Here is a 26,211-nt window from a genome sequence, read left to right on the forward strand (position 1 = left end):
AGAAAATTTACGCAAAATCATAAGTCTTGATCTATCAAAGGTATAACGCAAAACAGGTTTATTATTATATTTGACAAAAGTCCCACATCGCGATGGGATTTTTTTGTTTGATAGACAGAATTTTAAAGAATGATGTTTTGATAAGTTACGCTTTCGCGAAAGCGTAAACCTAAAAGGAACTATATGAGTAATGTATCTTATTATACAGAAGAAGGCTTAAAAAAGTTGAAGGATGAGCTACAACATTTGAAGGATGTGGAGCGTCCAGCTGCCTCTCAAGCCATTGCTGAAGCGCGTGACAAGGGAGATTTGAGTGAGAATGCAGAATATGATGCCGCAAAAGAGGCTCAGGGCATGCTGGAAATGCGCATTTCAAAACTAGAAGCTACCGTGGCAAATGCAAGGGTAATAGATGAGAACACCTTAGACCTGTCCAAGGTTTTGATTCACAGCAATGTAAAGATCAAGAACCAGAACAATAACATGGTAATGAATTACAAGCTAGTGGCACAGAGCGAGGCAGATTTATCTAAAGGACACATCTCTGTAGATTCACCCATAGGTAAAGCCTTACTGGGTAAACAGGTAGGTGATATTGCTGAGGCTCAGGTTCCAGTAGGTGTGATCAAATTAGAAATTTTAGAAATCTCCAGAGGCTCATGAGTTTGTTTACCAAAATTATATCAGGTGAGATCCCATCCTACAAAATCGCCGAAACGGAAGACTTCTTTGCTTTTTTGGACATCAATCCAAACGCTCCAGGCCATATTTTATGCGTGCCCAAACAGGAGGTGGACAAAATTTTTGATCTGGATGAGGACATCTATACAGGTTTGATGCAATTTTCGCGCAAGGTGGCTCACGCCATGCGTGAGGTAATGCCTTGTAAAAGAGTCGGGATGTCAGTCATAGGACTGGAGGTTCCTCATGTGCATGTGCATTTGATCCCGTTGCGCGATATGGAAGACATAAGATTCACCAGCAAAGTTTCTCTTGAAGAAACCGAGATGCTGGAAATCGCAAAAAAGATCTCAGAATCTTACAACGGCTTGTCTCAAAATTGATGAATCATAAGCTGCGATAAGGTTTTATGATAATGATTATGACTTAGACTTCAACATTGAGCTTTATCTTTGTGCTTAAAATTTAAGATATGTATCCACCAGAATTAGTACAACCCATGCGCGACGACTTAGGAAGCGCTGGTTTTCAACATTTATATACAGAAAAAGAGGTTAACGAGGCAATTTCAAAAGAAGGAACTACACTTGTTGTGGTGAATTCTGTATGTGGTTGTGCCGCGGCAAATGCGCGACCAGGTGCAAAAATGTCTCTAGAGAATGATAAAAAGCCTGATAATCTAGTAACCGTTTTTGCGGGAGTAGATCGTGAGGCTGTAGATACGGCAAGAGCGGCAATGGTTCCATTTCCACCCAGTTCACCGAGTATGGCCTTGTTCAAGAATGGCGAGTTAGTCCATATGCTTGAAAGACATCACATCGAGGGGCGTCCTGCAGAGATGATTGCTGAGAATCTTAAAGAGGCCTACAATCAGAACTGTTAAGCACCAAGAAAATAACTTGTTAAACCCTGCCAAATCTGGCAGGGTTTTCTTTTTATGCATGCATAAGAAATAAATCTCAACTCTGTCATTTACAGACTTCATCACTTTACCTTTGTAAGATGCAAAAGATTCTTGCTTACCCCTTACAATAGTTCATTTTCTATTGTTTTTTTTGTTTTTGCTGATTTTTCACCCCATTCAACTGATATGTCATGCGATAGGTGGACATGATCTCCATCAAAAAAGTGTTGCCGCGCTGAATTTTTTTCTAATGGGTTCTCAGCTTCCTTTATTCAATACATTTAGTATTGAGTTCAGTAAGGAATTACCTACAGGACCGTCTTATATTTTTGTCTGCAACCATCAGAGTATGTTTGACATCCCTCCGATGATCTATTATTTGAGGAAATACTATCCAAAATTTGTGGCTAAAAAAGAGCTCGCAAAGGGAATCCCGAGTATTTCGCTCAATCTCAGAATAGGAGAGAACTGTCCTATAGATAGAAAGGACCGTAAACAAGCTATAGCTGCACTAACGAATTTCTCAAAAAACGTAAACGAGAAAAATAGGAGCGTTGTGATTTTTGCCGAAGGTACGCGTAGCCGCACTGGAGAACCTAAACCATTCCAGCGTAGCGGTTTGAAAACTATTTTTAAATACGTTCCAGAAGCCGTGGTGGTTCCGGTCTCAATTAATAACAGCTGGAAAATAGATCGGTATGGCAGATTTCCTTATGGTATTGGGAATCATATAAAGGTTACTTGTCATCATCCTATACCGCTCAAGGATCGTAATCATGATGAAGTGATTGATCAAGCGCAAGAAATAGTTCACAAGGGAGTTATATTGTAAACCCTTCTTCATTAGAATCATATAAATCTAAACAATGATAAAATCCCTAAAAAATATACGCATTGAAGTAATGCAGTCACTTGAGGGAAAAGTTGAATCTTTCATGGATCAATTCTTAATTCCCGTTGAGAAAATCTGGCAACCTAGTGACTTTTTACCTGATAGTACAGCTGACAACTTTTTTGAGAAGGTCAGAGAAATTAAAGAACTTGCCAAAGAGCTTCCTTATGATCTCTGGGTAGCGCTAGTGGGCGATACCATTACTGAGGAAGCATTACCTACTTATGAGTCTTGGCTTATGGATGTAGAAGGTGTTAACCAGCATGAGAATAAAGGTAATATTTGGTCTAAATGGGTTCGTCAGTGGACCGGTGAGGAAAATCGGCACGGTGATGTATTGAACAAATACCTTTATCTCTCAGGTAGAGTAAACATGCGTCAGGTGGAGATTACCACGCATCACTTGATCAATGACGGATTTGATATAGGTACTGATAGAGATCCATACAAGAACTTTGTCTACACATCATTTCAAGAACTTGCAACCTACATCTCACATAATAGAGTAGCAAAGTTAGCAAGACAGTATGGAAACACTGCGTTGTCTAAAATGTGTCGCATCATTTCAGGTGATGAGATGAGACATCATCAGGCTTACTGTAAGTTTGTAGACGAAATATTCAAAGTAGATCCTAACAACATGATGGTTGCTTTTAAAGAGATGATGGTGCATAAAATCGTTATGCCAGCTCATTTTTTGAGAGAAACTGGCCAGACCATCAGCTCTGCATTTGAAGATTTCTCTAACAGTGCTCAACGCATAGGAGTTTATACATCTCAAGATTATATAGATATTCTGCAAAAACTCATTGATAAATGGGATATAGCGAGCATTGAAAACCTTAATGAAGAAGGTGAGAAGGCGCGCGACTATTTGATGAAATTACCCGCGAGGATGACCAGAGTTGCTCAACGGGTAAAAATACCTAGTGAAATTACTAAGTTCACCTGGGTCGAGCCAGCGGTAGTGGCTTCTTAATTAACAAATACATATATCTTAAAAGCTGATCTTTAAATGATAAGATCAGCTTTTTTGTTTTAGGAATTATTGTGTGTTATAGATTGATTACGCTTTCGCGAAAGCGAGACAAGGACCAGCGCTACTTGATTAATTCAAGAATGAACTTAAGGATGAGTCGCTGGTCTGATTGCATAAGTAATCCCTTAACTTTTTGAAATCTAAATTAAATAATCACCTCTCATCATAAGCTGAGGGATCATCAAGTTACTTAAATCTCGATCAATCTAGCTTAAAATAAAGTTTAACGTGATATGGTAACTTGAGTGTATATAAAATCTCAGTAATAAAGTAATAAAATAATTCCGATAAAAAAAAGCCGCTAGTTAAATCTAGCGGCCTTTGGGATATAGGTAAGGATACTTTTAGTTATCCATGTTCTCTTTTACAAGGTTGATCTCAACTCTTCTATTTTGAGCTCTACCAGCTTTAGTATTATTAGGAGCTATAGGTTTAGCCTCTCCGTAACCTTTAGAAGTCAATCTGAACTTGTCAACACCGTGACTTGTAAGATAATCTTTAACCGACAAGGCTCTTGAATCTGATAGTTTCTCGTTGTAAGAAGCACTTCCTGAGCTATCAGTGTGACCTTCGATAGTAAACTTAGCTTCTGGATACTCATTTAGTATTTCAACGATATCCATCAATACCTCTTCTGATTCTTTTTTGATGTCAGCCTTATTCAATTCAAATAAGATGGTTTTAGCATACTCATTCAATTGTTTCTGTACTTCTACCGTAGGCATAACTGGCTTAGGACAACCGTTCAATTCAGCAACACCAGCTTCATTAGGACACTCATCTTCTGAATCTTGAATACCATCTCCATCACTATCTGGACAACCATTGAATTTGGCAAGACCAGCCTCATTAGGACAATTATCATCACCATCAGCAATTCCATCACCGTCAGCATCTGGACAACCCATCAACTCAGCTTTACCAGCTTCATCTGGACATTTGTCACCTTTATCTAACACACCATCGCCATCTGTATCAGGACATCCATTGTTTTCCATTGGACCCGCTTCATTAGGACAGTCATCCTCAGAATCCTTTATTCCATCACCATCGGTATCAGGGCAACCATTAAATTCTTCTAAACCTGGAGTTTCTGGACACTCATCTTTACTATCTACGATACCATCTTCATCTGTATCAGTAGCTCCCCATGTGAATTTTATACCAGCAACATGCTGCCAGTGTTTAGGAAAAGCATCTTCAAATGCATGCTTGTAGGTTGTTTGAATATTGAACGCTACATTTTCTGTAACGGCGATATCAAAACCAAAAGTACCATTGAATGTTCCGAAGCCATCATCTTCTAACCATTGGTAAGAACCACCTACACCTAAATAAGGATTGAAAAGATAAGATCCGTTCCAAAGTTCGTTAAGATTATAGCGAAGACCACCATCTAAACTTACATAGGTAAGCTCATCTATTCTCGTTTCTCCAGCTCGGTCAATTTTGTTAATTGATCCAGCAGCTGTTGCTACTATACCATCTCCGATATAGTAACCTAATTCAAATCTAGTAGGTGCTGCTAAGATATTATAATGATCAACATTAAAAAATTCATCAAAATAACCACCTAAACCTTGGCTTTCTTCTCCCACTGGATATAAATCGATAGCATTTATACCAACTGAAAATGCCCATCGATTCTCATCGTTTTGAGCGTTCATTGTTGCTGAGCTCGCTATTATCAGAGCCGCAACTAGAAATTTGTACATGTTTTTCATGTGAAGTTTTTTACTATTTACAAAGAGCAAAATTAAACGTATCACTTACTTCCACAAGGATATTCGCATAATTTTATATTAATTTAATACGGATTTACCTATTCCATCACTCAATTATCCCCAGTGATTTTCCAATTTTTTCAAAAGCATTTAACGTTCTGTCGATGTGTTCCTTAGTATGTGCAGCGCTCAATTGAACTCTGATTCTAGCTTTTTCCTTTGGAACAACTGGATAGAAAAATCCGATAACGTAGATACCTTCTTCCAGTAAGGCATTAGCCATTTGTTGAGATAGCTTTGCATCGTAAAGCATTACAGGCACTATTGCGCTTTCACCATCGATGAAATCAAAACCTAGCTTTTTCAACCCGGCTTTAAAGTATCTTGTGTTTTCCTGAACCTTTTCAATCAGTTCTTTGCTTTCGTCGATTAATTCAAGCGCTTTGATTGAAGCTCCTACAATTGATGGAGCTAATGAGTTAGAAAATAAATAAGGACGACTTCTTTGTCTTAATATTTCTATGACTTCTTTATTAGCACATGTATAGCCACCCATTGCACCACCTAACGCTTTACCTAGGGTTCCAGTTACTATGTCTACTCTTCCTAGTACATTTTTAGCTTCTAGAGAGCCACGTCCTGTATCTCCTAAAAATCCAGCTGCGTGACATTCATCCACCATCACCAGGGCGTCATATTTGTCTGCGAGGTCGCAGATCTGGTCTAGTGGAGCGAGAAGACCATCCATAGAGAATACACCATCTGTTACGATCAGTTTAAAACGAGCGCCATCCTCATCAGCTTGTTGAAGTTGCTTCTCTAGATCAGCCATGTCGCCACTTGCATATCTATACCTACCAGCTTTACAGAGCCTTACACCATCTATGATAGAAGCATGGTTTAAAGAATCACTTATAATAGCGTCTTCCTTAGTCAAGAGCGGTTCAAATACTCCACCGTTAGCATCAAAACAAGCCGCGTAGAGAATCGTGTCTTCACAGCCATAAAAATCGGCTAGTTTTTGTTCCAGTTGCTTGTGGATATCTTGAGTGCCGCAAATAAATCTTACAGAACTCATCCCAAAACCATGAGAGTCCAGCGTTTCCTTAGCCGCTTTAATTACCTCTGGATGGGAACTCAATCCCAAGTAGTTGTTTGCGCAAAAATTCAGCACCTCGCTACCGTCATCAAGGGTAATTACAGCATCTTGCGGAGATGTGATAACACGCTCCGTCTTATATAATCCTGCTTCTTTGATCTCTTCAAGTTCTTTTTGAAGATGTTCTTTTATTGATCCGTACATAACTCGTTCTTTATGGTTCAAAGATAAAATTCAGCTCCCCTAGAGCCTTGCTTTAAATGATAAATTCTAGCTAATGGCTACGACCTCTATATCATCAGTATATATAAGGTAGGTTTCAAATTTATTGTAGCCTATTTCTTCAAGAGTTTTTTGATAGCGTTGCACTTGATAAACGTGTTCTTCTCTTTGCTCTCCCGTTTTAAAATCTATGATAGTGATTTTTCCCTGGTCTATATGCAATCTGTCGATAATCTGCTTACTACCATCATCTAGGAGTAAAGCCTTTTCTGTAAATACCTCTGCATCTGAATTAAAAAAGGCCTGAGTCTTTTTATGAGTGACCAGCTCCATTATACTGCAGCTAAAGCTATGCTTTTCCTCGTTGTTGAGATCACTCTCTTTTTCTATGATGTCTAAAACTGCCGGTACATCATCGGCATTTTTAACTAGTGATAAATAGTAATGGAGCCTATTTCCTGATGCTATAGAGGCATCTCTTCCCGTAGCCCAAAGCATTCCCTTTTTAGTCGATACCTCAATCTGCTTGGATTCATTGCTTCTTATTTGCTCTGTAATGATCTGGGCAGCTTGCTCTTCTTTAGGTGTACTTTTTCTGATTTCTATACCTGATAAAAACCTCTCGTATCCTTCAGCTGAATGTGATGAAAAGTCTTGAGAAAGTACAAACCTTTTCAATAACTGGCTCTGACTGGGGGAAGAGGCACTATTTCTAGGTTCCGGTTTTTCTTTGCAAGCTATATACAGTTGCTCCCTACATCGAGTAAAGGCGACATACAATAAGTTGATATGATCCATCTGGCTTTTCTGAGCCTGAATATGATAGACTTCGGGCAAGGGCTCTGGGTAAAGAGCAAGGTCTTTTTTTACCGGGATGAGAACTTCTTTAAAGCTATGAAACTCTTGATCGCTTACCGGTATCCAGGCTTGATCCCTTTTAGTGTCCATGAGCGGGCTATCTACATGAGGTGCAATAATTACTGGGAACTCCAGTCCTTTAGATTTATGGATCGTCATGATTTGAACGGCATCTCGATCGTGCATCGCCGGTACGCTCAGGCTGGAACGCTTGATATCCCAATACTCTAAAAATGCACTCAGCGACACATCTTTGCCCATTTCAAATTCATGGATCAGGTTCAAGAAAGTTTGCAATCTGGTGTCTGGTTCTTTATTTAAACCCAGTTTGAATGATAAAAGTTCAGCGCTTTGAAATAAACTCGCTTTCGCGAAAGCGGAAACCCCATCAACCTCTTCACCACAAACCTCATTTAAGAGCTTATCAAGCTCTAAATTCTTATTGCTTTCTACGAAGGAAGCAACGTCATCCATTTGAATATATCTAGCGTAAGCCAATAGAAAATCAAACTTGAGTTCCTGCTGCTCAGGATTGTTCAACAATCGCATCAAGCTGTCTAGTACCTGAACCTTCAATGAATGCTGGACAAGGAGACTATCTCCAGAAACCACCGCAATTTGCTGCGATATCAAATAATTTGCGATCTCATTTCCCTGCTTATTAGTGCGTACGAGAATGCAAATCTCACCCAGAGCAAAACCATTTCCTTGAGCTTGTAAAACCAGATCATGGACGTGAGTAGGGTAGATGCCAGCATCCTCATCATCCTGAAAATTTGCCTTGTCCAGAAAATCGATCTGAATGAAACCTCCTGGTCTTTTACGATTTTTTTGTTTCAAATGCTTTTGATAAAGCTCTTGATAAGCTCCATTTTCCAGATAATCGCTGTAAAATTCAAAAAAAGAATTGTTGAAATCAATGATGTTGTCATAGCTGCGCCAGTTGAATGCAAGACTTTCTTGCTTTTTCTCAAGCATAAACAGCTGTGGTACATTCAATAATTTTAAAAACTGATCCAGATCACCGCCACGCCATCTATAAATGGATTGTTTTGCATCACCCACTAGCATGAGCGATCCTCGTTTGCCGCTTGTCGTCTCCTGCTGTAGGGCGTTAGAAACCAGCGGCTCCATATTTTCCCATTGCATGGTGCTGGTATCCTGAAATTCATCGATGAAAAAATGTTTATAACGCTCTCCCAATCGTTCATAAATAAAAGGCGCTGGCTGATTTTTTACCTCACGTGCCAGCAAGCCGTTGAACTCGTAGATTGGTACAATCTTTTCATCATTTTTTATATTCTCAATTTCTTGGTAGATTTCGTTGAGTACAGATAGCGGCACCAGATTTTTGATCACGTCTTGCTTGAAGCTGAACATGCCCCAGTTTTCTTGGTATGCTTTCGCGAAAGCGGATAAATCTTCCTCCATCTCTTCAATTGAGGCTCTCGTAGAACCATCCATCTTTGCGGTATATAGGTCACCGGCAAGCAAATTCTTTACTGAAGCGGTATCCGGTTTTACCGAAAGATCTCCTTGAGAGGTCTTTACCACTAGATTGAAAGGGCTGCGTGAACCACCCTTGAAATCAGTAGCTGTTAAGTTTAAAGATGCCGCTTTTTCACGCAACATAGCAGCTGCTGACGCAAGATGGTTTTCAATATCTTCAATGTCTTGTTTTAATACCTTTTGCAGGGATTTAAAGTCTTTAGGCGATTTAGATTTGAGGAGTTCGAGATGTGAGTAATGATTCTCTTGGGCAATGAGTTCACCTACCTTCATGAGGTCATACTCGATATCCCAGCTCTTGCCCTCATTGATCTTGAATAGCGAAAAGCTGATCAACAGATCAGTCAGCTCCTTATCTTCACCAGCACGGGCGATCACTTTATGGACAGCTTTAGCGATAAGGTTGTTCACATCGAGCTCCACCTCAAAGCCATCAGGAAGTTTAAGGTCTCTGCTAAAGGTCCTGAGAATTCTATGATTGAAGGCATCTATGGTCACGATATCAAATGCCGAATAATCGTGCAACAGCCTGTTGTGTATGTTCTGAGCTTTTAAACGAAACGCCTCATCATCTAAACCCGTTTTTTCTTGTATGTGATTTGCAACAGCGCTTAAACTTTCTGGAATAAGTTCTTTCGTAAATTCAAAGAGATACTCTAAGACGCGTTCTTTCATCTCGGCAACTGCTTTATTTGTAAACGTTACCGCAAGAATGTTGCGATATGCATTGTGAGTAGGGGATTCAAAAAGGCGTGTGAGATAGTCTCGTGCCAGGGTAAAGGTTTTTCCAGATCCTGCGCTAGCGCTGTAAAAGGTAGTTGGTGCATTCATAGCGTTAAAGGTAGGAATTACAATCAGGAATTTAGAATTAAGAATGTTGAATTCAGAATGCAGAATTGTGATGTGAGGAGTTATGACTTCAGACTTATGAGGGCTGAGCTTCAGTGAACAACTTATAGAGTTTTTATGTTTCCTAAGCTCATAAATGAATTATGGACTCGTATTTGCGAGAATTTCGAGCTTGTTACTAATAATTTAAGAAGGATTTACCTATCAATTTTCTAAGATGACTGCTTACCTCCTAAAGCTTACTGCTTACAGCTCGGATCGCAAAGCGAGCCGATCAAAGCGAACTTTAATAACAAAATAACAGCGCTTTTTTCAAGATATCCTAACTGAGGGTTAATTTTACGTACTTTATTAACAGTCAAAAAAAAATAATATGTCATTTAAACTTCCAGATTTACCTTATTCACACGACGCACTAGAGCCACACATAGATGAGAAAACCATGAAAATCCACCATGGTAAACACCATCAGGGGTATACAGATAAACTGAATAGCGCTATTGAAGGTACAGACAACGAGGGTAAAACCATTGAGAATATCTTGATGAACCTAGATATGGATAATAAAGCTGTACGTAACAACGGAGGAGGTTTTTATAACCACCGTTTGTTTTGGGAGGTGATGAGTCCTGACGGAGGAGGAGAGCCGACCGGTGACCTTGCTGATGCAATCAATTCAGCATTTGGTTCTTATGCCGATTTCAAGAACAAATTTAGCGAAGCCGCCAAAGGACAATTCGGTTCTGGTTGGGCTTTCTTATGTGTCCATAAAGGTGGGAAAGTAGAAGTATGTTCTACTCCTAACCAAGACAATCCATTAATGCCTGGTGTAGGCTGTGGAGGTACTCCTATTTTAGGACTTGATGTTTGGGAGCACGCTTACTACCTAAACTATCAGAATCGCAGACCTGATTATGTCAACGCATTTTTTGAAGTGATCAATTGGGAAGAAGTTTCTAAGAAATACGCAGAGAATAAATAGAACATTTTCAAGCTGAAAACAAAAAATCCCCATCGCGCCAGCGATGGGGATTTTTTAATTAAGGTGTCTCGACCTAAAGCCCGTTAGCTTCTAAACGTTCAGAAATAGAAGCTAGTTGTGTTTCATAGCTTTCGACTTTTTGCTTTTCACTGTAGTTCAATTTCATGGACTTAAGATCTTTCAGAAAGCCCTCAGCAGTAGGAATATCTTTAAGTGCAATGTGGGCCTCCACAAGATTGAAGAGTATAGCCTCGGTAACTTTTGTGTCGATCCGGGCTTTTCTATCTTCAAGATCAGATTCTTCAAGAGCTGTTTTCCAGATATCAATTGCGTCTAGCAATAACTCGTTATCACCATTAATATCAAAACCTGCGTAGGCTTTTAGAGCTACCTCTTTAGCTTCTTCAAGATCATCGTATTCACCTTTTTTATTTTTTACATAAAAAACTTCTACAGCATTAACCTGCTGACTTATCCCGTAAAAGTCATTGATATAAGCGTTGATTTCTGAGAGATTATCACTAATAGTTTGCTTCTCGATGTTGAACATGTTAGGTCGAGACTTATCGTTATATTCCACATATTCTCCGGTCAAATCATAGATGCCAGAGTGTAGAGTCTCACCATTGTAAGTCAAAGTTAGTTCAGTAGGTCTCTTGTATTTAGTGATATAATAAGTGACATTACGGTTGAGATTTTTCTTAGCGCTTCTACTGTAATAACTTTCCTGCTTAACTTCTGTAGAGACATCCATTTTCTCAAAGTCATAGAAAACGACCTGACCAGTAAGCACGTCATCACCCTCTTCACTTTTATCATATCCATCAAGGCGCAAGTAAGAATCAGCGAGTACCTCACCCTTAAAAACTATAGAGTTAGATAGATTGGGCTTTTTATAATAAGGTTCAGCAGGTTTTCGATAATAGGGTTTTGAGGGCAGTTTTAATTTTGGCTTTTGATCTGACATCGCAAGTCTCTCCACTAGACTTAATTTCTTGAACTCTTCACTTTCTAATTTGAAATTTTCTCGAGCGGTCAGAACATCCTGGTCGTATTGCTCCATAGCCTGCTCGTGAAGAATTTTAGACTCTTCAACTAAGGCTGGATAATTGTCAAGCTCTTCTTGATATTTTTGTTTTGCAAAGTCTTCCAGCGCGCTATTGTCTTCAGGGTAAGGTGTTGAGACCTTGAAATTATAACCGGCAATGTTGCCATTGATAGGTTGCAAGGGTAAACGTTCTGTTGTATACTCTAACTTTTCAGACTTTACTCTTTGTCCTACAGCGGTAATTGTACTCATTAATGCGACTGCAAGTAAAAATTTTTTCATTTTGTGAAATTTTTCACAAAAGTAAAACATTGACTTATATCAATAAGCCCTTTCCTTATTCCCTTCAAAGAAATTAATATAAGCTCGATTAACAACACGATTTCCGCCAGCAGTGGGGTAATCACCAGTGAAATACCAGTCGCCTAAGTTTTTGGGACAAGCTTTGTGAAGGTTATCAACAGTCTGATAAATGACCTTCACTTCTGCATTGATTTCATTGGCTGCGAGGAGCTCTGCTATCTTATCTGAGATTTCTTGATCGGTGAATGGAGCGTAGATTTCCTTGACGTGATTTACGACATCTTCATCTTCAAAATCTTTTTGAGCGGCACACTTGTCATAAACTTCATTTACAATCTTATCATGAGTACCTCGGTCTTTATGTAGTGCGATGGCAGCTTTAAAAGCGATAAAATCTTCAAGTCGTGCCATGTCGATTCCATAACAATCGGGATAGCGTATTTGTGGGGCGCTGGACACGACCACGATTCGTTTAGGGTGCAGGCGATCCATCATTTTCAAGATGGACTTCTTGAGCGTTGTTCCTCTTACGATGGAATCGTCTATGATCACCAGATTGTCTTCGGGCTTCACAACGCCATAGGTCACATCATAAACGTGAGCTACCAGGTCATCTCTTGATGAATCTTCTGTAATGAAAGTTCTCAGTTTAGCGTCTTTGATCGCAATTTTTTCGGTTCTTAGCTTTCGCGAAAGCGTGCTATCCACCTGCTCCTTAGTCAGTTTTCCTTCACCTGCTAGAATATAATCTCTCTTCTGTCGATTAAGGACTTCATGTCCTTCTTCAATCATACCGTAGAAACAAGTCTCTGCAGTATTAGGAATATAGGAGAACACGGTGTGGTCTATATCGTCGTCGATACTTTCCATAATCGCTGGAAACAGCAATTTACCCAACTCTTTACGCTCCTGATAAATCTCTTTGTCACTACCGCGTGAAAAATAGATACGCTCAAAACTACAGGCTTTGCGCTCCAGCGGCTCACTGATTTGCTCTAAGGATACCGTACCGTTCTTCTTAATGATGATTGCCTTTCCAGGATCCAATTCTTTTACCTCTTCAAAAGAAGCGTTAAAAGCGGTTTGAATAACAGGTCGCTCGCTTGCAACCACTACGACTTCGTTGTCTTGGTAATAATAAGCTGGTCGGATTCCTGCTGGATCGCGCAATAGGAACGCGTCTCCATGTCCCATAAGTCCGCCCATGGCATAACCGCCATCCCAATCGCGAGCACTCTTTTTAAGAATTTTGCCGACGTTGAGTTCTTCAGCGATTTTTGGAGAAGCCTCTATTTTACTAAACCCTTTTGCTTTGAATTTTTTGTACAGCTTACGTACTTCCCGATCTTGAAAATGGCCTACTTTTTCCATAACCGTGACGGTATCGGCCATGTCTTTTGGGTGCTGACCCAGCTCAACCAACTTGTTGAAGAGCTTAAAAACATTGGTCATGTTAAAGTTACCCGCCATGATGAGGTTACGGTGCATCCAGTTGTTTTGTCTCAAAAACGGGTGGACGCTCTCTATGCTGTTCTTGCCAAAAGTCCCATAACGTACGTGACCCATCAGTAATTCTCCTATGTACGGGAGTTGTGCTTTTTGAGCAGCAACGTCGTCTTTGATGTCAGGATTTTCCAGTAATTCTTGATTGATCCGATCATTGATCTGTCCGAAAATGTCCTGAATGGGTTGCGCGGCATTGCTACGTACTCTTGAGATATATCGCTGGCCGGGTTTTACATCAAGCTTGATACTGGCAAAACCAGCACCATCCTGACCGCGATTGTGCTGCTTTTCCATCATCAGGTACATCTTATTGATGCCGTAAAAAGCTGTACCGTATTTTTCCTTATAGTATTCTAAAGGTTTAAGAAGTCTGATGAGCGCGATACCGCACTCGTGCTTAAGGGGGTCACTCATTTGAGTATTTTGAGACTTTAAAATTACAATTTACAATACTAATCACTGTCATTCTGGACTGGATCCAGAATCTGTTTACTTCAAGTTTTAGGTCTTCGACAAGCTCAGCCTGACAATTGGTAAAGATTGCTTACCGTGGGCTAGTTCAATTCAAATTTGGTCAAGGCTTTGAATTGTTCTAAACGTGTATTTATTTCATCTTTAGTGATGGATTGCATGCGCTCGGTTCCAAATTTTTCCACACAGAAGGAAGCAAAATTTGATCCATAAATGATCGCCCGCTTCATGTTTTCAAAACTATAATCACCACTAGCAGAAAGGAAACCTGCAAAACCACCAGCAAAAGTGTCCCCAGCTCCCGTAGGATCAAAAACCTCCTCTAGTGGAAGAGCAGGTGCAAAGAAAATGTTCTCTTCATGGAAGAGCAGTGCTCCGTGCTCACCTTTTTTGATTACTACATATTTAGGACCCATCTCTTGGATTTTACGAGCTGCGTTGACCAATGAATATTCGCCTGAAAGTTGTCTCGCTTCTTCATCATTTATGGTAATCACATCCACCTTAGCAATCACTTGGTGTAAAAGATCCAGCGCACTGTCCATCCAGAAGTTCATCGTATCCAGTATGATCAGTTTAGCAGCAGGAGTCTGCTCGATTACACCTAATTGAACGGCAGGGTGGAGGTTCCCTAGCATCACGACTTCGGCATCTTTGAAGTTATCAGGAACGACAGGGTTAAAATCAGCCAATACGTTGAGTTCTGTTGCTAGTGTGTCGCGGGTATTCATGTCATTATGATAACGGCCCGACCAGTAAAAAGTCTTACCGTCTTTAACCACTTCTATACCGTCTGTATTCATGCCGCGGTTTTCCAGCATTTCAAGATATTCTTGAGGAAAATCGCCACCTACCACACTTACAAGACCTACTTCCGTATTGAAATGACTGGCTGATAGTCCTATGAATGTCGCCGCTCCACCCAGGATTTTATCCGTTTTTCCGAAGGGTGTTTCAATTGCATCAAAGGCTACCGTGCCCACTACCACTAATTTGCTCATCTATTTATTTTTTGCAAAAATAGCGGTTTCATTTGAGGTAGAAAGAGTCTGCTCATTTACTTCGTGCCTTAGCCTTCTATTAAGACAAACGACCGCTACGCTTATTGACTTATGACGAAGGACTTGCTGTAAATCGACACATGATTAGCACTTTTTTAATTAGAAAACATTATCAGATTTTTAGGCCATTGTTTAAAGCGAGGCGAGGTTTATATTCCGCTTTCGCGAAAGCGGAAACATCGTAAATCACCTCCAGTTAATCAATGCACGTCTCACAATACGTACTCCTCAAATACTCATCTTCCAGCAACTGAAAAGTGACGCCATCTTCCAGCGCCGGGTCAAAGAGTTTACAGAATCGCGCCTTGTTCTTGTCAATGGCGTTTTGCATGATGGTGCGGTACTCCGGCTGTGCAGTGCGCTCCCGATCCACGATGGTCAGGTTGAGGTAATAGAAAAGGATATTCTGATCTACGGTGAGCTCCTTTGCCTTGGGATCGAGCAGCTCCACCGCCTTATCCACCGAGTCAAAATAGGTGAGATACTGCGCCAGGCTCACATAATCTGCATCGCTTAAACGGGCTTTTTTATAGTGATCGTAAATGTATTTTACGGCTTTGTCCTTTTCCTTGAACTTGTGCTCCTGCATGTAGTTCTGTGCCTTGATGATGTGCAGGTTGATCATGAAACGCTCGATGTGTGGCTTGATGATTCCATATTTTGTCAGTGCTTTAATGTCTTTCTCTAGTGTCTTTTCAGTAACACCTCCAGCCCGTGCACGCAACAACATGAAGTCCATGACTACCTTGTTATACTTGATTTTTTTGTTGCCGGGATCGAGTTTTTCTAATTCGTTCAAAGCGGTTTTAACGATCAGTGCCTGTCTATTATCAAAGAAGAACTCCAGCGATCTTGTACTGTTGTTGAAGGGGACGTACTTTTTCTGAACAGGTAGTTTCAGAGCTTCAAGATTGGACGGCTCGTTCTTTTCCAAAATCTTATCTACGAGGGTGTAGTAAATCTTTTTGGCCTCCTCCATGGATTCGTTCCCTAGATTGGCTTTGAAATCCACGATAAGTTCATCGATGGTTTTGTCTTTTAACAAATCGATCTTGTTCATCTTAAGCGTAACGATCGCCTTACGATGATCAGCAAGTATAGGTTCTAAATCGGAGCTGGTTTTGCCCGTGAGCGCCGCTTTGATTTGTTTTTGACTTTTGGTTGCCAGATCAGCATAACTGGTTTCTTTTACATCGTCCAGAAATTCTACCCAATTCTCAGCGGTTTCAATCTGTGTTTCAATATTGTCTGTCTGAAAAGATTGTAGGGATTGCACGATGCTCTCGGCACGACCTTTTTGTAGTTTTAGGTTGCCTTCAGTAGTTCCCTCAACTGATGCGTACGCCTTGATGTCAATTTTCTTGATGTTGTAATTGGTCAGTTCCAGCGAGTCATATAATGGCTTAATGTCCTCGGGAGCATAAGCGGTCTTATTCTTTTCGAAGGGTACGGTAAATTTCAGGGTCTTGAAACGCTCAATGGTCTCGGTATTCTCGCGAGATCTATTTTTATAAACGATGTCGTCCAGATACAATCCCATATCCATAAGTTCCCACGGGTAGCTCTCCAGGTTATAAAGCACGTAATAACTGCACAACTGTTTGTTTCTCAAGAAAAGGATGTTGAATTCCAGATCGTCGTTTTGCAACTCTGTGGGAACCATGCCTACGGGAACGCTAAAAATCTTTTCCTTCTCATCGTATTTTTTAGTGAAGGTTTTGGAATAGCTGGGTTTGAGCAACGTGCCTCTTATCTGAACATTTTCCGGCTTCGTATCACATGCATATCGGGACTTGGAAACGACGTCCACGGCAATACCATCGTCGCGACCCGGTAACAACCGTTTGATAAAATTCTCATCGGTTGTGGAAAGGTAGAGCCGCTGTCCTTTGCGCCTGATGCCAAACTTCACCTCTTTTGCCCTGCTGTTCAAAATTTGCAAAAACTGCTGACAATCTACCCGATTGGGATCGTAGGTGGTGTCTATGCCGTAGGGGTTTTGTTGGGCGAGGGTGATAGTTGATAGGAATAGGGTTAAAAGGAGTAGTGGTTTTTTCATGGTTGAAGGCTTTAGTTCTGAAGATTAAATTAAGGATAAAGAGATCTCATCCTACCATTGATATCCTACAGCAAACGTAAGTACCCGTTGCTTGGCTTCTGGGCTTATAGTGCCACTACCAGAGCCGCCTGGAAAATTTTGCTGATTCAAACCAGTAAAAGCTTCTGTTAATGCATTATCGTATTGAAGGCGTGTGAAGATATTTTTAGTCAAGAAACCTTCAACTCCAATTACCCCTGAGAATATCGGGTTCTGCGTGCTGCCTTGAGGTTCCTCTGTTAGAAAGCTGATCTGTGGACCTAGAAATATACCTATCCTATGTTTATAAGTATACTGCAGCATTAAAGGAATTTGTAAAACGTTCCACTCTCTATCACCAGAGTAACTGAGATTGATTACATCTCCTTCAATCGTCTCATCTAGATTTTTGACCCCTTGCTCTGAGTAGTTTACCCCTAATCTCAGGGAAAGACCAGAATCAGCAAAATTGAGTTTAGTAAAAGCTCCTACATTAAGGCCTACTCTCGCATCGCTACTTTCAAATTCTGAGAGATAAGCGCTATTGATGCCCGCATGTACGCCAAAATTCCAGCGTTCTGATGATTGGGCAATAGTTGTTTTGATAGTAAACAATGCTAGTGCTGTTGCTAAAAGGTAAATTTTTGAGTTCATAATTTTTGATGTTATTTCCTCCCAAAATCAGCCGGAATCTCGCCCCAGGCCTTGGTTTCCCATTTGAGAATTTTGTTTTTGTAGGAGTTATTTTGCAACCAACTCAAAGCGCGATCCATCAATTCAAAACTGTCCTTATTCACGGCGGTTTTTTGAAGTGTGGTTTTGACCGCTTTTTTACGTACCCAACTCATAGCGGTGCGGCTGTCACTATATATAGGACGATCGTCGCCGTGTTTTTTACATAGCGCTAGGACGTGCACGAGTGCGAGAAACTCTCCTATATTATTAGTGCTTTTTTTAAACGGGCCTTTTTTGAAGATTTCTTGAGCGTTATGAGTGTATACCCCTCGATATTCCATAGTGCCTGGATTGCCGCTGCATGCAGCATCCACCGCTAGGGAATTCAAGATAGGCTGTCCCACCTTTTTAACAAGCTCTGGGTTTATTGAAGGCTTTTTAGGCTTGCCCACATGCTGCCAATAGTTTCCGTTCAATGCTTCTTCGGCCTCTTTTTTTGTAGGGAACGACTTGTATTTTGCCTGTGGGTAATTCTTGATCTGCTGCTGGCAGGCTTTCCAGTTGTCATAAACGCCCGGGTTGTGTCCTTCCCAGACCGCGTAAAACTTTTTGCTAGCCATGCAATAGTTTTTCTATGGTTGCCGGTAAATGCTGGTGTTCCAGCTGGTGAATGCGACCTGCCAATGTAGATGGAGTATCACCTTCCATCACATCGCATTCAAATTGCGCAATGTATGCTCCTTTATCGTACTCTTCATTTACAAAATGGATGGTGATACCGCTTTTGGATTCCTTATTTGCCAGAACTGCTTCATGTACCGCAATTCCATACATACCTTTTCCGCCATATTTCGGCAGGAGGGAAGGGTGTAAATTGATGATCTGGTTCGGGAAATCGGTAATTAGAAATTCTGGGATCTTCCAGAGGAAACCCGCAAGAACGATCAAGTCGGGTTGTATGGATTTGAGTAGGGAATGAACGGGTCCCGCTTTCGCGAAAGCGTGCCTATTAAAACTCATCGCTGGAATTCCGGCCTTCTGGGCACGATCCAAAACAGGTGCCTTCTTCTTATTAGATAAGATCAAACTGACGCAGGTATTTTCAGAATCCTTGAAGTAGTCTAAGATAGCCTGAGCATTTGTACCGCTGCCACTCGCAAAAATGACAATATTTTTCACGTTAAATTTTTTGTGAGTCATAATTATGTAAAAATGCAGATTCTTAAAGAAGCTGCAAAGGTCTTGCTAATTATTTCAGGAATTCAAAAAATCCCTTAACCCCCTTGCTCAACCGCTCAGCTTGTTAAAATATAGACTCGGCAGATAAGAACTTCAAAAAATAAGGTTGTAAAGCAAAGTTTGTTATTTTTGCATTTCATTTAAAATCAAAATTAGAATATTATGTCAGACATTGCATCAAGAGTAAAAGCAATAATCGTAGACAAATTAGGCGTAGACGAGAATGAGGTAGTAACTGAAGCTAGCTTCACAAACGACCTAGGTGCAGACTCTCTAGACACAGTAGAGTTGATCATGGAATTTGAAAAAGAATTTGACATTCAGATACCAGACGACCAGGCAGAAAATATTTCTACTGTAGGTCAGGCCATTACTTATATAGAAGAAGCAAAGGCGTAATTAAATTTACATGGAACTTAAGCGAGTAGTCATTACAGGAATGGGTGCCCTTACTCCTATAGGGAATACCCTTGAGGAATATTGGGACGGTTTAAAAGCAGGTAAAAGTGGCTGTGCGCCCATTACCTATTTTGATACTGAACATTTCAAGACTAAGTTCGCTTGTGAAATCAAGAACTTTAACGTGACTGATTTCATAGACCGTAAGGAAGCTAGGCGCATGGATCGTTTTGCCCAGTACGCGCTGGTGGCAGGCGATGAGGCGATAGCTGACTCTGGACTCGACACCGACTCTATGGATAAAAATAGAGTCGGTGTGATCTGGGGTGCCGGTATAGGCGGTCTGGAGACTTTTCAGGAAGAAGTCAAATCTTTTGCAACGGGTAACGGTACACCGCGTTTCAATCCGTTTTTTATTCCTAAGATGATTGCAGATATTGCTCCGGCACATATCTCGATCAAATACGGCTTCATGGGGCCTAACTACACTACAGTATCAGCGTGCGCCTCGAGCGCAAATGCTATGCTGGATGCCATGAACTACATTAGGCTGGGTCACTGTGATGTGATCGTCACGGGAGGTTCAGAAGCTGCAGTAACCCAAGCTGGTATGGGTGGTTTTAATGCTATGCATGCCTTATCTACCCGCAATGAAAGTCCAGAAACGGCCAGCAGACCATTTGATGCTACCCGAGATGGATTTGTGCTGGGTGAAGGTGCTGGAGCGCTCGTGCTTGAAAGTTATGAGCACGCAAAAGCTCGTGGAGCAAAAATCTATGCGGAGGTTATAGGTGGAGGTTTCTCCAGCGATGCCTACCACATTACAGCACCAGATCCAGAAGGAAAAGGTGTGATCGCGGTAATGAAAAACACATTAGAAAATTCAGGAATCAATCCTGAAGATGTAGATCATATCAATACACACGGTACTTCTACGCCGCTAGGTGATGTTGCTGAACTCAAGGCTATCAAAGCCGTTTTTGGTAATCATGCTCCTAACATCAGTATCAATTCTACAAAGTCCATGACGGGCCACTTGCTGGGTGCTGCCGGAGCTATAGAGGGAATAGCTAGTGTCATGGCGATCAACAATGGTTTGATACCCCCCACCATCAATCACACTACCGTTGATGAAAATATCGACCCTTCACTAAGTCTCGTGTTGAATGAGCCACATAAGCGTGAAGTGAATGTTGCATTGAGTAATACATTTGGTTTTGGCGGTCATAACTGCTGTATCGCGTTCAGAAAGATCTAGTCGAGAATTTCCTAGATGAATAGGTTCAAAAAAATCTTTGTTTCTCGCAATTCAGAACACGAGAAGCTAGCAGCTTCTTTGCAAAAAATCACGGGTCTCAAGCCAAAGAATATTCAGCTTTACCTCACTGCATTTACGCACAGATCTATGGGCTTCAAGACCTCTGAAGGTCATGTGCTCAGTTACGAGCGTCTTGAATTTTTGGGAGATGCGATTTTAGGTGCTGTCATTGCAGAATACATCTATAACGAAGTTCCTGAAGGTGATGAGGGTTACCTAACAAAGATGCGCTCTAAAATTGTGAGCAGGAAACACCTCAACGAGCTGGGTCGTGATTTTAATCTTATAAAGTTTGCCAAAAGTCAGGTACCGGCGCAAAACTTTGGTGATAATATACACGGGAATCTTTTTGAAGCGCTCGTGGGAGCGGTTTATCTGGATCGCGGTTATGTGTATTGCAAGCGATTTATATGCAATAAGGTCGTAGAACCCTATGTAGATATTCAGAAGCTGGAAGGTCGTGTGATTTCTTACAAGAGTTTGCTTATAGAATGGTGTCAGAAAAACAAAAAGCGTTTTGACTACAACACATACGAGGATACTGGTGCAGATGAGGTGAAACATTTTGCCGTGAAACTGTCCATCGATCAGCGAGTGATTGCTAAGGCTAGAGCCACTTCTAAGAAGAAAGCAGAGGAGAAGGCCAGCAAACGCGCCTATTTTGCCTTACAAGACAAAATGGTGAGTAAGAGCTAGAAGGTTCTCGCTTTCGCGAAAGCGAAATTCTGAACAATCATTAAGTAGGAAAAAACCTACCAAAAAATCTTACTACTATCGATTTCGTATAATAATCTTATATATTTATCAAATCCGCAATAGGGTACGATGCTGAGTTCTTAAATTTGTGTAGTTGAACCCCCTTACACTTTATGCCATCATACACCTTGATAGATTGGGAAACTGAAATTGAGCCTTATACGCTCTTAGGGATCCATTCAACCATTGAGCCATACAGGCTGGCATATAAGATCAATAAACATCTTAAAACCCAATTTTCTCGTACAGAACGCGATCAAGATGTAACGATGCCTCGTTATGTATCACACTATCCGGTTTACAAACATGTAGACACTTATGAGAATACGACCCTGTATCTTATTCCCAATAAATTTACAGGGCGGTTGAAAGAAACATCGAGCTCCTTTGGGTTATTTGATGGAACGGAAGTTGATGAAGTTAAGACAGTTCTCTTGAAAGAGTTCCAAACGGTCGATTTTTTACTGAAAATAGAGAAAGAGGAAGAGTTTTTTCCAATCAAAAAGTGGGTCAACAGTCTAATAGAAATTCCCCATGTCATAAGCGCCTACAAACTGGATCGCTTCATGATCAAAAATCAAGATTATTTAATATTTGAATAATGCATCACATCAAAAAAACAAAAATAGTAGCCACATTAGGACCCGCAACTTCTACTAAGGAGGTTTTGGTCGGGATGATGGAAGCTGGAGTAAATGTCTTTAGAATCAATTTTTCCCACGCAGACCATGAGGCGGTGAAGGAGCGTGTGAAAATGATACGCGATATTAATGAAGAATATGGTTATTCTACAGGTATACTAGGTGACTTGCAAGGTCCCAAATTGCGTGTAGGGGTCATGAAAGAAGAAGTTGTCGTACAGCCTGGAGATAAAATTACTATTTCAACGGGAGAGCCATTCAAAGGAAATGCAGATCGTGTTTATATGAACTATAATCAGTTCCCTAGGGATGTAAAAGCTGGCGAGCGGATACTGCTCGATGATGGTAAACTTATTTTTGAAGTTGTCTCAACCGATGGTGAAAAAGATGTGGTAGCCAAAGTTATTCAAGGTGGTCCATTACGTTCTAAAAAAGGGGTGAACCTACCGCAGACTAACATTTCCCTCCCGGCTCTTACTGAGAAGGATGTAGTCGATGCAAAATTTGCCTGCGAACTTCAAGTAGACTGGATGGCCTTATCTTTTGTAAGACACAGCCGTGATTTGATGGAGTTGCAGGATTTGATTAAGGAACACTCTGAGAATAAAATACCTATTGTCGCTAAGATCGAGAAGCCTGAGGCCGTTAAGAACATTGACAAAATCGTTGCTTATTGTGACGGACTTATGGTGGCTCGTGGAGATCTAGGAGTAGAAATTCCTGCGCATGAGGTTCCTTTGATTCAAAAGCAGCTGGTTTTAAAAGCTAAAAAAGCGCGTATCCCTGTTATTATCGCTACGCAAATGATGGAAACCATGATCACCAGCCTTACACCTACCCGTGCAGAGGTAAATGACGTGGCCAACTCGGTAATGGACGGAGCAGACGCGGTTATGTTGAGTGGAGAAACTTCAGTAGGGCAGTATCCTATTCAAGTGATTGAAAAAATGGCAAGTATATGCCGTTCTGTTGAGGATAGTGAGCTCATTTCTGTACCTTATGAGGCACCTCACATTATAACCAAAAGATATATCACTAAATCTGTCTGTTATCACGCGGCAAAAATGGCTGACGAGATTAAGGCAAACGTAATCACAACGATGACATCTTCGGGCTATACGGCATTTCAGATCAGCGCTTGGAGACCGGATGCACATATTTTGACATTTACAAATAATAGAAGGATTCTTACCCAACTTAGTCTTTTGTGGGGTGTTAAAGCCTTTTATTATGACAAAAGTGAGAGTACTGATGAAACCATAGATGATGTAAACAAATTTGCTCAAGAAAAAGGTTTTGTTTCTAAAGGTGACTACCTGATCAACTTAGTTTCTATGCCAGTAATTGAAAAAGGTATGGTAAACACCTTGAGAGTTTCTGAAGTAGAATAAGATTTTCTAAAGGTAACTACTGAAAATCCCGAATTTTAAGTTCGGGATTTTTAGTTTCTATGAACATGAATTAATAATCAATAGTCTTGAAGGTTAAGCTTGCAAGCTCTATTTTTGCTATTCGTAATTATTCTAAATAGGTGTCAATTACTATTTCACAGCTCAAGCGAGGTCAGAGTGCTACTATCAAGGATTTTGATGTGGATAATGTGCCTTTAAAACTTCTAGAAATGGGTTGTTTACCGGGCAATACCGTGCGTATGATGCAGAGCGCTCCCTTCCAGGATCCTATATATCTCAACATTAACGATACCCACTTGGCCATACGTCGAGAGACTGCACAAAAAATCATCGTAGACCTACATGGTTGATTCTATAAATGTTGCGCTGATCGGTAATCCTAATACCGGTAAAACATCTCTATTCAATAGGTTAACCGGTCTGAATCAGAAAGTCGGGAACTATCCCGGTATTACAGTTGAGAAGAAGGAAGGTATCTGTAAGCTGGATCGTGGGCTCAAAGCTCATATCCTCGATTTACCGGGAACTTATAGTTTGAATTCGAGTTCGCTGGATGAAAGCATCGTCATTGAAACCTTACTCAATAAAAACGACAAGGATTATCCAGATGTGGCCGTCGTTGTTGCCGATGTCGAGAATCTTAAAAGAAACCTGTTACTTTTCACACAGATCAAGGATTTACAAATCCCTACCATACTAGCCGTGAACATGGCTGACCGTATGGATAGAAAAGCAATCTCTCTTGATATTGAACTTCTTGAAAAAGAACTGAAAACTAAGGTGGTACTCATCAGCTCGAGGAAGAATGAGGGAATTGATGACCTTAAAAAGGCTGTCATCAATTTTAAAAACTATTCGGCAGAAGCTTGTGTGGATGTAACCACCATCGATCAAACATACTTTGACCGACTCAAAAAGACCTTCCCTGATCAACTGGTTTATAAATTATGGTTGGTCATAACTCAAGATGTCAATTTCGGGAAAATTGATGATCAGCGGGATCTTGATAAGGTGAAGACCAAATCTTTCGAGATCAAAAGCAAAACGGAGCTCAAGAAGATGCAGCACAGGGAGACCGTACTCAGGTATCAGTTTATCAATAATACCTTGAATAAGGTGCTTAAGATTGATATTGCAAAGGCAAAAGACCTTCGTTCTCGCTTGGATAGAATACTCATTCATAAGGTCTGGGGTTATTTGATTTTCTTCAGTATACTTTTACTCATTTTTCAAGCGATTTATGACTGGAGCGGCGTTCCCATGGATTTCATTGATGAATCATTTGCTAGTTTGAGCGCTTGGGTAAACAGCATTCTTCCATCGGGACCCTTTACCAGTCTACTTGCTGAAGGTGTTATTCCCGGCCTGGGAGGAATTGTGATTTTTATTCCTCAAATCGCTTTTCTGTTCTTGTTCATTGCCATTCTTGAAGAGAGTGGTTATATGAGTCGCGTGGTATTTCTCATGGATCACATCATGAAAAAATTTGGTCTGAGCGGTAAGAGTGTAGTACCTCTGGTTTCTGGAACGGCTTGTGCTATTCCGGCTGTGATGGCAACCAGAAATATTGAAGACTGGAAAGAACGACTGATCACGATTCTTGTGGTTCCTTTTACGACTTGTTCCGCGAGATTACCCGTTTACTTGATTATCGTTGCACTTGTCATTCCAGAAGGAACTATTGCGGGCGGTTTTCTAAGTTATCAAGCGCTTACACTTATGGGACTCTACTTGCTAGGGTTTGGTACCGCGATCTTTTCTGCTTGGGTGTTGAACAAAGTGTTGCCTATCAGGCGCAAAGCGTTCTTCGTAATGGAGATGCCAGCCTATAAGATTCCGCTGTTCAAGAATGTGGTCATTACCGTGGTGGAAAAGACCAAGAGTTTTGTTTTCGGAGCGGGTAAGATCATTCTCGCGATATCTATCATACTTTGGGCACTCGCCAGTTATGGACCGGGTGATCAGTTTTCAAACGCAGAGCAAATTGTCACTGAGCAATATGCAGATCAGGCATTGTCTGACGAAGAACTGGATCAGAGGATTAATTCGCACAAGCTGGAGTACAGCTTTATAGGTTATATAGGAAAAGCTATTGAACCTGCCGTGCGTCCTTTGGGTTATGACTGGAAAATAGGAATAGCCATTGTCAGCAGTTTTGCGGCAAGAGAGGTTTTTGTGGGAACTCTCGCGACGATTTACAGCGTTCAGGGCGGTGAGGAAGATGAAGCCACGATCAAAGAACGCATGGCGGCAGAGCAAAACCCTATTTTGGGCGGTCCCGTATTCAATTTTGCCAGCGGTATTTCCCTGTTGCTTTTTTATGCTTTTGCCATGCAATGTATGAGCACGCTAGCTATCGTTAAACGAGAAACTAACGGCTGGAAATGGCCCGCGGTGCAGTTCGTCGGTATGACAATTATTGCCTACGTTGCGGCCCTGGGAGCTTATCAAATACTCGATTGATGGAGTGGTTGCAGTACATACTGGTTGCGATTTGTATTCTGGCAGCAGCTTTTTTTCTACTGCGCAAATACGTCTTCAAATCT

23 protein-coding genes are annotated in these 26,211 nt (G+C 40.9%); 13 read left to right on the top strand and 10 right to left on the bottom strand.

Features of this window, described 5'->3' with window-relative positions; genetic code table 11:
• Nucleotides 1-183 precede the first annotated feature (183 nt).
• The 5 genes from greA (at nt 184) to BST97_RS12910 (ending at nt 3,456) form a co-directional block, all read left to right on the top strand.
• Nucleotides 184-663 (top strand): transcription elongation factor GreA, encoded by a 480-nt coding sequence (gene greA / locus BST97_RS12890; protein WP_085767627.1) that lies wholly within the window; start codon nt 184-186, stop codon nt 661-663.
• Entirely contained in the window at nt 660-1,064 is a 405-nt protein-coding gene (locus BST97_RS12895) for an HIT family protein (protein WP_085767628.1), read from the top strand. The genes greA and BST97_RS12895 overlap by 4 nt, the downstream gene beginning before the upstream one ends.
• Before the next feature lie 89 nt (nt 1,065-1,153).
• Nucleotides 1,154-1,564 (top strand): BrxA/BrxB family bacilliredoxin, encoded by a 411-nt coding sequence (locus tag BST97_RS12900; RefSeq protein ID WP_085767629.1) that lies wholly within the window; start codon nt 1,154-1,156, stop codon nt 1,562-1,564.
• Between the two features lie 271 nt (nt 1,565-1,835).
• The gene (locus tag BST97_RS12905) at nt 1,836-2,417 is read left to right on the top strand and encodes a lysophospholipid acyltransferase family protein (protein ID WP_245833576.1); all 582 of its coding nucleotides are present in this window, start codon (nt 1,836-1,838) and stop codon (nt 2,415-2,417) included.
• A 34-nt stretch (nt 2,418-2,451) separates the two neighbouring features.
• Nucleotides 2,452-3,456 (top strand): acyl-ACP desaturase, encoded by a 1,005-nt coding sequence (locus tag BST97_RS12910; RefSeq protein ID WP_085767630.1) that lies wholly within the window; start codon nt 2,452-2,454, stop codon nt 3,454-3,456.
• A 404-nt stretch (nt 3,457-3,860) separates the two neighbouring features.
• On the opposite strand, the gene BST97_RS12915 is transcribed toward BST97_RS12910, so the two are convergent.
• The 3 genes from BST97_RS12915 to BST97_RS12925 all read right to left on the bottom strand — a co-directional run bounded on the left by BST97_RS12915 (nt 3,861) and on the right by BST97_RS12925 (nt 9,759).
• A complete protein-coding gene (locus tag BST97_RS12915) occupies nt 3,861-5,240 on the bottom strand; it encodes an OmpA family protein (RefSeq protein WP_085767631.1) in 1,380 nt (459 codons plus the stop codon).
• Between the two features lie 106 nt (nt 5,241-5,346).
• A complete protein-coding gene (kbl, locus tag BST97_RS12920; RefSeq protein WP_085767632.1) occupies nt 5,347-6,543 on the bottom strand; it encodes a glycine C-acetyltransferase in 1,197 nt (398 codons plus the stop codon).
• A gap of 66 nt (nt 6,544-6,609) precedes the next feature.
• The gene (locus BST97_RS12925; protein ID WP_085767633.1) at nt 6,610-9,759 is read right to left on the bottom strand and encodes a UvrD-helicase domain-containing protein; all 3,150 of its coding nucleotides are present in this window, start codon (nt 9,757-9,759) and stop codon (nt 6,610-6,612) included.
• Between the two features lie 391 nt (nt 9,760-10,150).
• Between BST97_RS12925 and BST97_RS12930 the strand changes: the two genes are divergently transcribed.
• Entirely contained in the window at nt 10,151-10,759 is a 609-nt protein-coding gene (locus BST97_RS12930) for a superoxide dismutase (protein ID WP_085767634.1), read from the top strand.
• Nucleotides 10,760-10,832: 73 nt separating this feature from the next.
• Here the strand turns inward: BST97_RS12930 and BST97_RS12935 are convergent, their stop codons facing one another.
• The 7 genes from BST97_RS12935 to purN all read right to left on the bottom strand — a co-directional run bounded on the left by BST97_RS12935 (nt 10,833) and on the right by purN (nt 19,079).
• The gene (locus tag BST97_RS12935) at nt 10,833-12,089 is read right to left on the bottom strand and encodes a hypothetical protein (RefSeq protein ID WP_157111671.1); all 1,257 of its coding nucleotides are present in this window, start codon (nt 12,087-12,089) and stop codon (nt 10,833-10,835) included.
• A gap of 39 nt (nt 12,090-12,128) precedes the next feature.
• On the bottom strand, nt 12,129-14,030 hold the full coding sequence (locus BST97_RS12940) for an amidophosphoribosyltransferase (protein ID WP_085767636.1): 1,902 nt from the start codon (nt 14,028-14,030) through the stop codon (nt 12,129-12,131).
• A 140-nt stretch (nt 14,031-14,170) separates the two neighbouring features.
• Nucleotides 14,171-15,088, bottom strand: a complete 918-nt coding sequence (locus tag BST97_RS12945; protein ID WP_085767637.1) for a PfkB family carbohydrate kinase — start codon at nt 15,086-15,088, stop codon at nt 14,171-14,173.
• A gap of 256 nt (nt 15,089-15,344) precedes the next feature.
• Nucleotides 15,345-17,207, bottom strand: a complete 1,863-nt coding sequence (locus tag BST97_RS12950; protein ID WP_085767638.1) for a hypothetical protein — start codon at nt 17,205-17,207, stop codon at nt 15,345-15,347.
• A 51-nt stretch (nt 17,208-17,258) separates the two neighbouring features.
• The gene (locus tag BST97_RS12955; protein WP_085767639.1) at nt 17,259-17,879 is read right to left on the bottom strand and encodes a porin family protein; all 621 of its coding nucleotides are present in this window, start codon (nt 17,877-17,879) and stop codon (nt 17,259-17,261) included.
• Between the two features lie 11 nt (nt 17,880-17,890).
• Nucleotides 17,891-18,520, bottom strand: a complete 630-nt coding sequence (locus BST97_RS12960; RefSeq protein WP_085767640.1) for a ribonuclease H1 domain-containing protein — start codon at nt 18,518-18,520, stop codon at nt 17,891-17,893.
• Nucleotides 18,513-19,079 (bottom strand): phosphoribosylglycinamide formyltransferase, encoded by a 567-nt coding sequence (purN, locus tag BST97_RS12965; protein WP_085768260.1) that lies wholly within the window; start codon nt 19,077-19,079, stop codon nt 18,513-18,515. Before purN ends, BST97_RS12960 begins: the two co-directional genes overlap by 8 nt.
• A gap of 222 nt (nt 19,080-19,301) precedes the next feature.
• On the opposite strand from purN, the gene BST97_RS12970 reads away from it, so the two are divergent.
• The 7 genes from BST97_RS12970 to feoB all read left to right on the top strand — a co-directional run bounded on the left by BST97_RS12970 (nt 19,302) and on the right by feoB (nt 26,128).
• Nucleotides 19,302-19,538 carry an acyl carrier protein gene (locus BST97_RS12970; RefSeq protein WP_085767641.1) on the top strand — a complete coding sequence of 79 codons (237 nt, stop codon included), beginning with the start codon at nt 19,302-19,304 and terminating at the stop codon, nt 19,536-19,538.
• 10 nt (nt 19,539-19,548) lie between these two features.
• Entirely contained in the window at nt 19,549-20,796 is a 1,248-nt protein-coding gene (gene fabF / locus BST97_RS12975; protein WP_085767642.1) for a beta-ketoacyl-ACP synthase II, read from the top strand.
• A 15-nt stretch (nt 20,797-20,811) separates the two neighbouring features.
• Nucleotides 20,812-21,552, top strand: a complete 741-nt coding sequence (gene rnc, locus BST97_RS12980; RefSeq protein WP_085767643.1) for a ribonuclease III — start codon at nt 20,812-20,814, stop codon at nt 21,550-21,552.
• A gap of 173 nt (nt 21,553-21,725) precedes the next feature.
• Nucleotides 21,726-22,214 (top strand): IPExxxVDY family protein, encoded by a 489-nt coding sequence (locus BST97_RS12985; protein ID WP_085767644.1) that lies wholly within the window; start codon nt 21,726-21,728, stop codon nt 22,212-22,214.
• Nucleotides 22,214-23,644: a pyruvate kinase gene (gene pyk / locus BST97_RS12990; protein WP_085767645.1), complete on the top strand. Its 1,431-nt coding sequence runs from the start codon at nt 22,214-22,216 to the stop codon at nt 23,642-23,644. Before BST97_RS12985 ends, pyk begins: the two co-directional genes overlap by 1 nt.
• Nucleotides 23,645-23,784: 140 nt before the next feature.
• Nucleotides 23,785-24,015 (top strand): FeoA family protein, encoded by a 231-nt coding sequence (locus BST97_RS12995; protein WP_085767646.1) that lies wholly within the window; start codon nt 23,785-23,787, stop codon nt 24,013-24,015.
• Nucleotides 24,008-26,128, top strand: coding sequence for a ferrous iron transport protein B (gene feoB, locus BST97_RS13000; RefSeq protein ID WP_085767647.1), 2,121 nt, complete (start codon nt 24,008-24,010; stop codon nt 26,126-26,128). Before BST97_RS12995 ends, feoB begins: the two co-directional genes overlap by 8 nt.
• The last annotated feature ends 83 nt before the right edge of the window (nt 26,129-26,211 follow it).

Source organism: Nonlabens spongiae (assembly GCF_002117125.1).
GTDB lineage: Bacteria > Bacteroidota > Bacteroidia > Flavobacteriales > Flavobacteriaceae > Nonlabens > Nonlabens spongiae.